The organism is Caldivirga sp. UBA161 (genome assembly GCF_002506515.1).
Classification (GTDB): domain Archaea; phylum Thermoproteota; class Thermoprotei; order Thermoproteales; family Thermocladiaceae; genus Caldivirga.
In genome coordinates, this window is sequence record NZ_DAXS01000038.1 from 15,447 (window position 1) to 29,064 (window position 13,618).

The following is a 13,618-nucleotide window of genomic DNA, read 5'->3' on the forward strand; positions in this document are numbered from 1 at the left end:
CATTAAAGTTTAACTAAGGTTATCAACATGATGGAACGAACGGTAAACTTCACCCTTCCGGGTGGGGAGGAGGTCAGGTTTCAAAAAAGTAAATTAATACTCATAGCGCTGATAATTCCCTTAATAACTCAGCGATTTTCTCCACGCCCTCACGAAGCCTATCAGTTGATTCCCTAGTGAAGTTAATCCTAATGTGTAATGCACCCCCATCGCCAAATGCTGAGCCTGGCACAACACCAACATGCTTCTCCCTCAGTAATCTTAGTGAGAAGTCTAGGTCACTCATCTTAATCCTACTTAAGTAACTTGATAGGTCAGGAAATATGAATAATCCGGCACTCGGCTTAAGAACTTTGGCGTCAGGTAGCATGGACTTAATACTACTGTAGACTACATCCCTCCTCTCCCTAAATAACGGTATAATCTCCTTAATGAAGTTCTCTTTATACTTACGTAGGTATAGGAGGCCAATGTATTGTGCTGGAGTTGGTGGATTAATGTTAACGTATTGCTTAACCCTATTGAAGACGTTAAGGATGCTCTCATCAGTAACCACGAATCCAAGCCTCCAACCTGGTAATGCTGGGTCCTTTGAGAAGGTGTTTAATGCAATAACATTACTCATATTATACCTCAACGCATACACGTGCTCACCCTCATAGTAGAGGTGCCTATAGGCCTCATCATAGATTAGTAATGAATCATTATCCACGGCTAAGTCCACTGCAGTCTTAACAACCTCATCTCTAAGGGTTGAGCCAGTTGGGTTATCTGGATTAACAAGCACTATTAATTTAGTGTCCTTATCAATAACCTCTTTCAATTCCTCAGGGTCAGGATTAAAGTTATTACTAATACTCACCTTAACCTCAGTGACCTTAGCATTAAAGTACTGCATAATTGGCTTATATAGCAGGTAGGTTGGGTTAAGTACAACAACCTTATCGCCTGGGTTTAGGAAAGCCATGGCTAATGTTATTATAGCCTCAGAGGAGCCTGTGGTTACTGAGATATTTGATGGAGAAACCTTAACACCCGAGTACTTGTGATAATCATCAGCAATAGCCTCCCTTAACTCAAGTATTCCAGGTGTTGAGGAGTAGGCGCTTAACTCAAAGGGCTTCTCCTTAAGCAGATTTGTGAAATCACTTATTAACCTACTTGAGGGTGGTACCCCAGGTTGGCCAATGTGCATTTTAATTACATCTATCCCGCTGCCCTCAAGTTCATCAACCAGTGTATTAACCTCCCTGATCATCGACCCCCTCAAGTACTCCGATCCCTTAGCAGGCTTAGGCACTTAATTCACCTTAACTTTAGGCTTAGGTATAATCTATTTAAGCTATGCCTAGTCAAACAACTAGTGTTGGTTAGAAGTGAATGGGATAAGTTAAGTGAGGTTATGGTTCATAGGCCTGGCGTGGAAATGTTCTACGGGTTACTTTACCCTAAGGCCTTCCTATACGAGGGAGTGTTTAGTATGGATGAGGCGCTTTATGAGCATCAAAACATGGAACACGTAATGATGAGTGAGGGGGTTACTGTACACAGGCTTAAAAGCATAATAATACAGAGGATGAGGCATAGCAGTGAGTTCAGGGAGGCTGTTGTGTCTATTGTTAAGTCATCAATAGTGTATAAGGGGGATTTAAGTGATGACGCCTACACCGACTTCCTAAGGAGCCTAGCATCATATGATCCTGAAGCATTATTCAACATACTCATACTGAGGCCGGCGATCATTATTAGGAGAACTAAGACGAATTTAATGGCAAGAATAATTAATAGGAACCCAATGGCTAACCTATACTACACTAGGGATCAACAGTTAGTTGTTAAGGCAGGCGTTGTAATGGGTAGGATGCGAATGCTTCAAAGGAGGCTTGAACCAATGGTTACTGAACTCTTCTTTAAGGCTATAAACGCACCAATAGTATATAAGTTAATTAAGCCGGGTTTCCTGGAGGGAGGCGACTTCATGCCCATGGGTGACTTCGCAATAATTGGGTATGGGTGGAGGAGTAGTATTAATGGGGTTAAGCAGATAATGGGTCTACTGGACTTCGATGAATTAGTTATTGCTAAGATACCTAAACACCCATGGGGGGATAACATGCTTGTAATGCACCTTGACACATACTTTAACGTTGCCGGCGACGGCTTAGTGATAGGGAATGAGGAATTAATGAAGAATACTCAAGTCACCGTTTACGCAAGGGCTCAAGACGGGTTGGAGAAGGTGAGTGAAGCCACATTACTTGATTATATTAGGCAGAGGGGCTTCAACGTAATTAACTTATCCATTGTTGAGCAGGCAGCCTTCGCCTCAAACTTCCTGACCCTTAAGGATAGGAGAATACTGGTGCCTAACATTGAGATGAATATTAAGAAGATGATTAGGAGGCTGCGAAGCAGTGATGACCCAGTTAGGCAAGCTACATTACAATACGTGGAGTCAGGTTACGATAAGATGAAGAGTGAGGGGCGTATTTTCCCATATAGGCCGGATGTGCTTAATGAGGGTGTGGACTTCATAACAATAGACGTCAGTGAACTGGTTGGCGGCTATGGTGGTGTTCACTGCGCCACAGCCACTATACGAAGAACCTGATTCACTTAAATGCTTGTAAAGCTAAGCTTAATAATTACAGCCCATTAACCTATTAATGCTAATATGGTTCGATGCATTAACGGCTAAGCAGGCTAGAATAGCCTCAGTGCTGGCGTTGGAGGGTATGGGGAGGGGTTATGGGTTCATAATCACGTGTAGGAGCTACGACTACGTTATTAATGTGTTAAAGATGTATGGCATAAATGGGTACTGTGAGGGTGAGCATGGTGATGATGTTAAAAGTAAGCTGATTAATGGGCTCAGTAGGAGCCTTAAATTAATTGATGTAGTTAATGGTTTTAATGTTCACGTATCATTAACATCACCTGACGCCTTTCGAGTAGCCTTCGGTTTAGGTAAGCCATCAATAGCCTTAACAGATACAGTCCACGCCTTTCATGTTAATAAACTAACCTTACCACTGGCTAATAGTGTTATTGCACCTATAGCTATACCCAAGAGGAGGCTAATGGCTTATATTCCACACGGTGAGGAGGGTAAGGTTAAGTTCTTTAACGGCGTCTTTGAGGTAATGTGGGTCTATAGGTTTAAGCCTAATTGGGGTGAGGTTGAGCAGTTGGGTTTAAGGAATGGCGACCAATACGTGATTTTCAGGTTTGAGGAGAGTAAGGCAGCCTACTATAATTACGGTGAGCAATCTAGAATCGCTGTTAAGGCGATTAAATTCCTATTGAAGGAGGGCTTTAAGGTGGTTGTGTTCCCTAGATATGATGACCAGAGGGAGTTAGTGATTAGCAAGTTCTCCAGTGAATTAAGGAACGGTAGAGTGGTAATGCCGAGTAAACCAATTGATGGCCTTCAATTAGCCTACTATTCAAATCTAGTCATAACTGGTGGATCAACCTTTGCTGTGGAGGCTGCACTACTAGGTGTCCCATCAATATCCTACTTCCCATCAACCTACTATACTGATAGGTATGTGATTAAGGCTGGTGCACCATTAATTAGGGTTAAACCAAGTAGGCTGGTTTCCAGTATACGTAAGGCTATGGGAATGGGTAAGGTAGGTTTAATAAAGGGTCTTGAGGATCCCACCGAGTTAATACTTAATGAGGCTAACATGCTGGCTAACTAAAATAGGGGATGATACTTACTCTTAACTATTTAATTATTATATAAAACAACAACTCATTATGATACATATACATTGTTTATATTCATCACTAAGCATTATAAAGATTTTACTAAGACTTAATGGGAAAAGGTTTATTAATATGGTAGGTTAAAGGCGGCCTAAGAACCATTTATGGATTGCGTCTTTAAGGTGGATTCCGACTTAGATAAAGATCTCAGATTCAGGAATAGTGAAGTATGTTTAACAAAAGATGATAGAATAATAGTGAGTTATGATGGTAAACAGGAGTCTTACCAATTAAGCGACATACAGAGGGTTTACATTGAGGATGGGATTGGTATAGGTAAGCTTATCCTAGTTATGAAGAATGGTGAGGAGATTGAGGCGGCTTACTTCACTAAGAAACCTATTGAGGAGTTTAGGAGGTTCTCGATATTCGTTAATGGGCGTATAAACGGTAATGGGCATTACGAGGGTGTTACATTAAGTAGGGAGAATAGGAAGCCGAATGTTAAGAGTACATTGCTTTGGCTACTTAACTTCATGAGGCCTTACTGGCATAAGATGCTTATAGGTATTATATTATCCATAAGCATAGCAATGCTTAACTTAGTTCCACCTTACCTGCTTAAGATACTGATCGATAACGTCTTCTTAACCAAGACGCATTCAATGAAGCTCTTCATTAATTTAACATTAACGTTAATAGGATCATATGTGGGGGTTACGGCCTTATCCATAGCCCAGAATTACATACTTAACACTGTTGGGCAGAGGGTTGTGAATGACATTAGGTCTAAGGTTTTTGAGCATGTTATGAAGCTTTCAGCCTCATTCATAGATAGGATGTCGACAGGTAGGATACTTTCAAGGTTAACTAATGATGCAGGCAACACCCAGTGGTTAATGGTCTGGGGCTTACCGACGCTTATAGTTAATGTACTAACCCTAATAGGTATAGGTGTAATATTGTTTACCATGGATGTTAAATTAGCTTTATTCGTACTACTGCCAACCCCAGTAATAGCCTACATGATATATAGGTACCGTAAGAAGTCTCATAGGGTTTACCACAGGAATTGGAGAAGGAGCGCTGATGTAACCAGCGCCTTATCGGATACTATACCTAATTACATGGTTATAAAGTCCTTCGCCAAGGAGGATTATGAGTCTAATAGGTTAAATGACCTCCTTAATAGGCTTTATGAGTCTCAGGTTAAGGTAACTAAGATGAATGTCAGCTACTGGCCATTCCTAGGCTTACTGACATCATTATCAACAGTAATGATGTGGTGGTTTGGTGGCGAACAGGTTATTGCAGGTACTATTCAATTAGGTACCTTGACCGCATTCGTATCCTACATGGCTCAATTCTACGGGCCTATAAATAACCTAAGCAACATAATACCATTCATACAGCAGGCAGTGACCTCAGGGGATAGGCTTAGGGAGATAATGGAGGCTGAGCCTGACGTTAAGCAGCCTGAGAAGCCTAAGAAGCCTGACTTAAAGGGCGACATATTATTCAGTAATGTTTGGTTCAGCTACGATAAGTACACGCCAGTCTTAAAGAACATAAACATGAAAATAAGGGTCGGCGAGAAGGTTGCCGTGGTTGGTAAGAGTGGTTCAGGGAAGAGTACATTATCTAAGCTACTGCTCAGGATGTATGATGTTGACTCAGGGGAGATAAGGATTAATGGAGTTAATATTAAGGAAATTGACCTACAGTACCTTAGGGATAGGGTAGCCTACGTGCCGCAGGAGGTAGCCTTATTCGATAGTACAGTGGCCTTCAATGTGGCTTACGGTAGTGGGAGGAATGTTGAGCCTTGGGAGATCATTGCTGCCTGCAAGGCTGCTAGGATACATGATGAGATAATGCAGTTACCCCTAGCCTATGACACTAACCTAGGTGAGAGGGGCTCATCATTATCTGGTGGCCAGAGGCAGAGGATTTCAATTGCGAGGGCAATTATTAAGCAGCCGGATATTGTAATACTTGATGAAGCAACGTCAAACCTTGACGTTATTAATGAGGCTGAGGTCTACAGGGCCATTATGAATCTGGCTAAGGGTAGGACTGCAATATTCGTTACGCATAGTTTCGTCGAAGTCATGAGCGCGGATAGGGTTATAGTTATGGCGAATGGGGAAATTGTGGAGGAGGGTAAGCCAAGTGAATTATTGGCTAAGAGGGGGTACTTCTACAACATGTTTAAGGATCAGCTTGAATTATTCACCGGTGAGTTAAAGCTTCTTAAGAACGGTGATGATGATGGAAATGCCTTGACCCTTAGGGATTACGTTGAGGGCATTATGATTGAGCCAAGTAAAGTTAAGGTTAAGCCAGGGAGCAGGAAGAGCCTAATCACATTAATTGTTAAGGGGGAGGTTTATAGGGATCTTAAGCCAAAGTTACCGTTCCCAATATCCCAGCCTGAGTACGTAATATTCTATGATAAGGATGGTAAGGAGCGCTTCATTTTAAGCAACTATAAGGCACTTGATGCTGAGTCAGTTAAGCTACTTGAAACTGCAATAGCATTGAATAACTTTAAACCTGTGACAGTGAAAGTTAAGAGTATTAACGTTAAGGGTGATGAATTAGAGTGGCATCTTGTTACTAATTATGGTGAGGTGGTGGTTAACACTAGGGGTAGGAGGAATGTAATGCTTATGGATAGTAAATTAACCTTAGTTGATATTCACGATAATATATATGAAATCGACTTAAAGAGACTTGATAAAGATAGCCTTAAGCTAATAGCCGATACAGTGTAATTTCATATAAGGGTTTTCAATCAATATAGTGGGTTTTAATTTAGGTGGGCTTTATTATGAACCTGGCATCCACTGCATATGAACCCTTCCCGCTCTCAAGCATTATAACTGGGTTTAAGTCAGCCTCAGAGATCTGTGGGTTCTCGGTCATTAGCCTAGAGAATTTGACGATTATATCCACTAGTGAATAAATGTCCCTCCTCGGCATGCTTCTATAGCCTATCATTAATTGGTAGGCCTTAGTCTCCTTAATCATGCTTAACGCATCATCCTCAGTGATTGGGGCTATTCTCATTGAAGTATCCTTATACAGTTCAGTCAGTATTCCCCCAATTCCGAATAGGATCACTGTACCGAATATCCTATCCCTTAAACCACCTATAATTACCTCAAGCCCCCCTTGAACCATGTGTTGAACTAGGAAGCCGAATACCCTGGCGTATGGTGCTAGGTGCTTAATATTATTATTTATTTCACCACAAGCCCTCTTAACGTCATCATCATTATTAATATTAAGTACTACGCCCCCAACATCAGTCTTATGCATTATGTCAGGGGAAACCACCTTTATTGCCACTGGGTAACCAACCTCATTGGCTGCCTTAATGGCCTCCTCGTAATTCGAAACAACCCTATACCCAGGTGTTGGTATGCCGTATGCCTCAAGTAACTCATAGGCCTCATGATCAAGCAACTTAAACCTACCCTCAGAGAGGGCTCTAATAATTATATCGTGAACCATGCTACTCCACCCCTTCCCTAAGCATCTTCTTAATCATACTGTACTGCACCAGAGCCCATAATGCCCTAGCACCCCTATCTGGCGTTGCGTAAACCGGTATTCCACTATCCTCCAGGGACTCATTGAACTTCTCCATCATTGTACTGCCACCAAAGGAGACCACAACCATGGGTTTCCCATATCTTTTAGCATCAATAATGTAGTTAACTAGGTTTGGGGTTAAGCCGGGTATTTGCATTAACGCTATTATGATTGCCATGTCAACGTAGCTGGTGGGTAGGATTGAGTCAAGCACTATCTTATAGTACTCATCAGTTGCACTACCCGTTACGTCAACTGGGTTTCTAACTATAGCTAGGGGTGGTAGGAATTTCCTAAGCATTGATTGTATTGTTTCAGGTAATTCAGGGACCTCAAGGCCCAGTGTTGATAAGGTATCAACAGCCTGAATCCCCATTCCCCCACTATCAGTAAGCACAAGTACTCTCCTACCCCTTGGTAAGGGTTGTGTAGCTAGGGCCTTGGCTAGATCGAACATTTCCCTAACACTGTTAGCCTCAATTAAGCCAGCCTGCCTAAAGGCACCCCTGTATATTTCGTAATCACCAGCTAATGCAGCCGTGTGGCTTGCCACAGCACCTGCCGATGCCTTAGTCCTACCTGCCTTATAAACTATAACGGGCTTCATCTGTGTAACCTTCTTTGCTGTTTCAAGGAATCTTAAGCCTTCGCCAGGGTACTTTAAGCCCTCCATATATATTGTAATCACCTTAACATTACTATTATTAGCCAGGTACTCCAGCAGCTCTGATTCATTAACGTCAAGCTTATTACCGTAGTTCACGGCTAAACCTATGCCTAGCCTTCTCCTTGATGCCCAGTCAAGTATTGCCGCTGCAACAGCCCCTGATTGACTTATTAAGGCTATTGGACCCTTAGGTGGCCTACCCATCCTATCCTCAGGTAGGAAGAAGGTGTCAAGGCCATTATCGGCATTATAAACCCCTATGCAGTTTGGGCCAAGAACCCTAACTTGAGTATTCTTCACTATTTCCCTAACCTCATCCTCAAGCCTCCTCCCCTCATCCCCAACCTCGCTGAATCCACCACTAATTATTATCAATGCCTTAACACCCTTCTTAACAGCATCAGCAGTAACCTGGGGAACCACTGGAGCTGGTACCGCTACCACTGCTAAGTCAACCTCATCATTAACCTCAGTAATGCTCTTATAGCATTTTACGCCGTTTATTGAATCGTACCTTGGGTTAACTAGAATAACCTTCCCCTTAAACTTACTAAGCAGGTTGCTCATTATAACGTAGCCGACGTGACCTGGTTTAGGTGTTGCCCCAATTACTGCCACTGATGATGGGTAAAATAAAACCTCAATACCCCTTCCCCCTACGCTAATCGCCTCACTGGTTTGTTCAATAGCCATATAGTACTAAATAGTTGCTAGTGGTTTAAATATATTCCCATTCACTTAACCCATGGCACCTCCCTGCGAAGGGTTTATTTAAAGGGGTGAGTATGATGGCTGTAATGAGCCAGCATAGTGAAGTAGTGGATAATGTTGATTACGTTGAATTCTATAAAGATGAGTTAACGGATTACTACGTTTACAGTGCCCTTGCTAGAGTCGAGAGGAATAGGGATAGGAGGAGGGCATTGGAGGAGATTGCCTCAACGGAGCTTAAGCATGCGAGATATTGGGAATCAAGGGCTAGGGAATTGGGTTTAAGTATTGGGGAATTTAAGATTCCGTGGCTTAAAATCATCTTCTACCTAACCCTAAGGCTACTCTTCGGCCTTGCAGTTGTCATTAGGCTTAGGGAGAGGGAGGAGGATGAGGCTATAATAAGGTACGTTAATGCTAGGGATATTGTTAAGGATCCGGCGCTTAATGAAATAATTAGGGATGAAGTAATACACGAGGATTACTTCATAGAGGAAGCCACTAAGATGAGTGAACGCTTCAGTAACATTAGGGACTTCATATATGGTATGAGTGATGGCTTAGTTGAGGTAATGGCAGCCTTAGCTGGATTAGTACCTGTTGTAGCTAACCCAATGTTAATAGCAATGGCTGGCTTAATAGTGGGTGTTGCCGGCACAATATCAATGAGTATAGGGGCATACATGTCTGTTAAGGCTCAGTCTGAATTAATGAACTATAGGGTGAGTAAGGTTAAGACAGCCCTCAGGGTAATGCCAATTAGTGCTGTTAGTGATAAGGTGCTTGATATTCTAAGGAATAGTGGTGTACCTGAGGAGAAGGCTAAGAGTATTGCAAAGGAGTTAAGTGGATATAAGGATGCAGTATCTGATATAGTTATAATGAGGGAATTAGGCTACGTGGAGTCCACTGAGAATGCGGCTAAATCAGCAATTAGCACTGGTGTATCCTACATAATCGGCGCCACCTTAGTTATACTACCATTCCCAACCATTGGATTAGTGAGCAGGTACGCAGCATTATTTACATCAATAGTACTAATGATTATAGCCACGTCAGTGGCCGGTGTATTTACTGCAGTTTCAAGTAACGCTAGAATGCGTAACGTTATTGCAAGGAATGTTGGGTTAAGCCTACTTGCATTGGCAGTAACATACCTAGTGGGTTCACTAGCCCATGCCCTAGGCGCCACTGTTACATAAAGTAAATAATTACTCTAGGGTTCATAATTCAACATTAGGCCAGTACCTTCTTAAGGCATCTAAGTCTAGGTCAACACCTAATCCAGGCTCATCAGTGAGCTTAATGTAGCCTCCCTCAATAATCCTCCTCCTGGGTTTAACCACCTCACCCCAGAATGGCACATCGTGGCCATGGAATTCAAGAACCCCAAAAGTGTTTACTGCTGAAGCAACGTGAGCGTGGGCCATTGTACCTATTGGTGATGATATATTGTGGGGTGAGTACTCTATATCATACATTGAGGCTAACTCCCCTATCCTAACCCCCTCACTAATACCACCTGCCTTAGTAATGTCGGGTGCCCAAACCCTAACCCCAGTGCCTATTAGATCCTTAAATTGATAGGCAGTATACATGTTTTCACCGGTTTCAATTGGTACACTGCAGTTTTGCGTGATCAACTTAAATTCATCAAGGTTACTCACCGTTATTTGTGCTGGGGTTGGGTCCTCAATCCACCTAGGCCTATACTGCTCAATCGCCTTACAAATCCTCACCGCAGTATTAACGCTATATCTCCAATGTAGGTCAAACATTATGTCTATTCCATCACCAACAGCATCCCTAACAGCCTTAACTATTGAGGCCAAGTAGTCAATATCCTTAAGTGTTAATTCACCACTCATTATGAGCTTAGGGTCAGTGTATGGTGTTGGTACATCAAGGTCGAACTTAATTGCCGTATAGCCCTCAGCCACCATTCTCTTAGCCCTATCAGCGTACGCCTCTGGGCTGTAGTCATTATTCCACTTCTCAATGGATAGCCTACCATGTATTGGATTATTACTCGTAACTAACCTACCAGCCTCCACCTCAGCCTCGGTGAGCCATGGTAACTGCTCAGGAAGTAGGAGTGAGTTCATTGCCTCAAGCCCCTTACCACCATGGGCGTCAACGTAAACCCTCACCTCATCCCTATAACCACCCAGTAACCGCCAAATAGGCATGTTTAGGTACTTCCCAATTAAGTCGTAGAGGGCTATGTTTATTGCAGAGGCTAAGTGATAAGTACTCGTACCTGCATATAATGTAGCCCACCTAATCTTCTGCTCAATACGCCTAACCTTAAGCGCATCCTCACCAATGAGGAGCCTCCTGAAGTGCTGCTCCATACCCTTAAGCCCAGGGGCTGGGCCAGCCTCACCGGTACCATAAAGGTCACCTGCATAAACCCTCACAAAGGTCCATTCAAAATTAGCCTGAAGAGTCACTACCTTAAGGTCCGTAATCCTTAATTCACGCATAGTGATTTAACTAGGGAAGTATTAATAACATTAACTACCAATTAAATCATTATTTAATTTCATGATTTCCAAGTTCAGCAGCTAAAAGTGGCTTAATTCCATTAGCACCTTAATTAGGTGTGCCGGCGAATTATTAATGTGGGGAAGGTGAAGTATTACTATAATTAAGTATAATATGGTAAGCCACCGCATGATAGGTAGTGTATTAGGATCCTAACATAAGGAGGCAGGAGGGTTTACTTGATTGAGTAAAGTTCCACATCACCCTCCTTAATAATCTTAAGTAACCTCCTCCTCTTATAGAATCTTATTATGGCGTTAGCCGTTATTAAAGCCTGTGGATACAGACTCCTCTTAACCCCATACTCATGTATTAGATTATCTGCAAACTCGCAGATGGTTAATGCCCTCTCACTGAGGAGCGCCTTAGCTATCCCCAGCAGCCTATTAATTGCTTCAATTGATGCTTCAATGAATCCCTCAATTTCATTACCCTCAAGAACCCTCTTGGCGAATGGTAAATAATTATGCCCTGGTACAAGCATCTTAACCTTAATACTCTTAAGCGTATTAAGCGTCTGCAAATAGTCATCAATTGATGAAACCTGTGGTATTGAATCAGTTGTACTCAACCCCCTTATACCTAAGCCCTGTACTGCATCTGATGTAAACATTACGTTATCCACAATACACACCACAGTACCTGAAGTGTGGCCGAAGGCTTCAATGCACTTAACGCCATTTAAATCAAGCATACCCCTAAAGGACTCGTGAACCACAGGTGAACCAACTTTACTCCTAAAGTCCCTTATGAAGGATTCAGTGAATTCAGGGGTGAAGCATGACCTATATTTAAGTGGGAAGAAGGAATCCACATTAATTACATTATTGTATAAGAATCCCCTGGCAGCTTCATGCGCAATAACCTTAACACCCCTACTGGCTAAGTAGCCGCTTCCACCTGCATGATCCTCATGAGGATGCGTTATTATAGCAACCTTAGGTAACCCAATTACCTTAATAACTTCCTCAATTATACTTGATGTTGATGTATCAAGCAGTACCCCACTATCCTTAACGTAAACCATATTTAACTCAACGTCACCATAATACGTACCCACGAGGCTAACCCTACTGGTTAACTCTTGAACAGTAACCTCAACCATACCCTAAGCTTTAAGCCTAATATTTAAAGTATTGCACCATTAAACCTTAACTAAATAAACATTAATAATTTAAATCTACACTCCATGAGCCACCTCTTAGCCTACTCATTTATTTCCTCATTATGCTATTGATTATATACCTTTATATAGGAGCCAGCCTCTATTTGCTAAACCTATAATAGTATATAAATTACAGTGATGCGGCATTCAAGGGATTATGAATAAGATTTAAAGGAAGCTTAATGCTAAAGCAGTGTTGAAGGCATTTAAGGCTTCAAGGTGCATTACTAGTGTTGAGTTAAGTTGCGCTTCTTAAGTATTTTAATTATGGCCGAGAAGTCTTCATCACTTAATCCACTTGCCTCACTCATCCTATATAGTTGAAGTGATAATGCGGCCATTGGCACTGGTACACCTAGTCTACTTGCCTCCTTATTAACTAAGTCAAGGTCTTTCCTCATGTGTTTAGTGGCGAATTGAGTGGTGAAGTCATTATTAATCATCTTAGGTACCTTAAGCTCAGAGGTTGGTGACCTAGCGCTTGATAATTTAGTTAAAACATCCATTATTACGCTACTGCTTAACCCCATGGCTTCACCTAAATTAACCACCTCAGCTAATGCTGCTACGTAGGAGCCAAGTAAGGCATTATTGATTAATTTTGCGTAAAGCCCATACCCATTTGGCCCAACGTGAATTATATGATGGGCGAAGTGTTTAACCACTTCGTAAGCCCTCTCATAAGCCTCCTCCTCACCACCAATTAGCACTACAGCCTCCCGTTTCTCAATGAGCACTGAAGTACCTATGACTGGTGCATCAACCATTAACCCACCCCTCTCCTTAACTTTACCAGCTAACTCAATTGATGTAAAAGGTGATATTGTTGACATTTCAATCACTAGGGAACCCTGCCTAATCCCATTAATTACACCATTCTCACCCAGTATAATGGATTTAACAGCATCATCATCGGACACTATCGACACCACCACATCAACATTTCTAGCTAATTCAGCAGGACTATTAAATACATTAACTTTAAACTCCTCGGCAAACTTAATTGCCTTACTCATTGTCCTATTAAATACACCCACTAGTAATCCATCATCCCTGAGGTTCTTAGCAATCCTCCAACCCATTGTTCCTAAGCCTATTAAACCCACCTTAACCATAAGCCCACTTACCCTAATTAGAGTTAAACTTATCGCCCACGTTAACCTCCATCCAGGAATAGGGCTATGGCCACCAATTATTAAACCCAAGCCTAAAAG

General features: G+C 42.1%; 10 protein-coding genes. 4 read left to right on the forward strand and 6 right to left on the reverse strand.

Annotated elements, in window-relative coordinates; all coding sequences use genetic code 11:
• Positions 1-100: 100 nt before the first annotated feature.
• On the reverse strand, positions 101-1,300 hold the full coding sequence (locus BP896_RS04290) for a pyridoxal phosphate-dependent aminotransferase (protein ID WP_291766016.1): 1,200 nt from the start codon (positions 1,298-1,300) through the stop codon (positions 101-103).
• Between the two features lie 63 nt (positions 1,301-1,363).
• Here BP896_RS04290 and BP896_RS04295 point away from each other — a divergent pair, with 63 nt between their 5' ends.
• The 3 genes from BP896_RS04295 (at position 1,364) to BP896_RS04305 (ending at position 6,491) form a co-directional block, all read left to right on the forward strand.
• Complete coding sequence (locus BP896_RS04295) at positions 1,364-2,611, forward strand: arginine deiminase family protein (RefSeq protein WP_291766018.1); 1,248 nt, start codon at positions 1,364-1,366, stop codon at positions 2,609-2,611.
• A 55-nt stretch (positions 2,612-2,666) separates the two neighbouring features.
• The gene (locus BP896_RS04300; protein WP_291766021.1) at positions 2,667-3,707 is read left to right on the forward strand and encodes a DUF354 domain-containing protein; all 1,041 of its coding nucleotides are present in this window, start codon (positions 2,667-2,669) and stop codon (positions 3,705-3,707) included.
• Positions 3,708-3,878: 171 nt separating this feature from the next.
• Positions 3,879-6,491 (forward strand): DUF1854 domain-containing protein, encoded by a 2,613-nt coding sequence (locus tag BP896_RS04305; protein WP_291766022.1) that lies wholly within the window; start codon positions 3,879-3,881, stop codon positions 6,489-6,491.
• Between the two features lie 40 nt (positions 6,492-6,531).
• Here the strand turns inward: BP896_RS04305 and BP896_RS04310 are convergent, their stop codons facing one another.
• Both BP896_RS04310 and BP896_RS04315 read right to left on the reverse strand, forming a co-directional pair.
• The gene (locus BP896_RS04310) at positions 6,532-7,233 is read right to left on the reverse strand and encodes an acetate--CoA ligase family protein (RefSeq protein WP_291766024.1); all 702 of its coding nucleotides are present in this window, start codon (positions 7,231-7,233) and stop codon (positions 6,532-6,534) included.
• 1 nt (position 7,234) lies between these two features.
• Positions 7,235-8,674 (reverse strand): acetate--CoA ligase family protein, encoded by a 1,440-nt coding sequence (locus BP896_RS04315; protein WP_291766027.1) that lies wholly within the window; start codon positions 8,672-8,674, stop codon positions 7,235-7,237.
• Positions 8,675-8,766: 92 nt separating this feature from the next.
• Here BP896_RS04315 and BP896_RS04320 point away from each other — a divergent pair, with 92 nt between their 5' ends.
• A complete protein-coding gene (locus tag BP896_RS04320; RefSeq protein WP_291766029.1) occupies positions 8,767-9,894 on the forward strand; it encodes a VIT1/CCC1 transporter family protein in 1,128 nt (375 codons plus the stop codon).
• A 21-nt stretch (positions 9,895-9,915) separates the two neighbouring features.
• Here BP896_RS04320 and BP896_RS04325 read toward each other — a convergent pair whose 3' ends face one another.
• From BP896_RS04325 to BP896_RS04335, 3 genes are all read right to left on the reverse strand, one after another.
• Positions 9,916-11,178 carry a mandelate racemase/muconate lactonizing enzyme family protein gene (locus BP896_RS04325; protein WP_291766031.1) on the reverse strand — a complete coding sequence of 421 codons (1,263 nt, stop codon included), beginning with the start codon at positions 11,176-11,178 and terminating at the stop codon, positions 9,916-9,918.
• Positions 11,179-11,414: 236 nt separating this feature from the next.
• Positions 11,415-12,344, reverse strand: coding sequence for an MBL fold metallo-hydrolase (locus BP896_RS04330; protein ID WP_291766033.1), 930 nt, complete (start codon positions 12,342-12,344; stop codon positions 11,415-11,417).
• Positions 12,345-12,631: 287 nt separating this feature from the next.
• Positions 12,632-13,519, reverse strand: coding sequence for an NAD(P)-dependent oxidoreductase (locus tag BP896_RS04335; RefSeq protein WP_291766036.1), 888 nt, complete (start codon positions 13,517-13,519; stop codon positions 12,632-12,634).
• Positions 13,520-13,618 lie beyond the last annotated feature (99 nt).

Coding starts and splice junctions, on each gene's coding strand:
- BP896_RS04300 (WP_291766021.1), top strand. CDS start 2,667: ATGCTAATATGGTTCGATGCATTAACGGCTAAGCAGGCTAGAATAGCC.
- BP896_RS04305 (WP_291766022.1), top strand. CDS start 3,879: ATGGATTGCGTCTTTAAGGTGGATTCCGACTTAGATAAAGATCTCAGA.
- BP896_RS04310 (WP_291766024.1), bottom strand. CDS start 7,233: ATGGTTCACGATATAATTATTAGAGCCCTCTCTGAGGGTAGGTTTAAG.
- BP896_RS04315 (WP_291766027.1), bottom strand. CDS start 8,674: ATGGCTATTGAACAAACCAGTGAGGCGATTAGCGTAGGGGGAAGGGGT.
- BP896_RS04320 (WP_291766029.1), top strand. CDS start 8,767: ATGATGGCTGTAATGAGCCAGCATAGTGAAGTAGTGGATAATGTTGAT.
- BP896_RS04325 (WP_291766031.1), bottom strand. CDS start 11,178: ATGCGTGAATTAAGGATTACGGACCTTAAGGTAGTGACTCTTCAGGCT.
- BP896_RS04330 (WP_291766033.1), bottom strand. CDS start 12,344: ATGGTTGAGGTTACTGTTCAAGAGTTAACCAGTAGGGTTAGCCTCGTG.
- BP896_RS04335 (WP_291766036.1), bottom strand. CDS start 13,519: ATGGTTAAGGTGGGTTTAATAGGCTTAGGAACAATGGGTTGGAGGATT.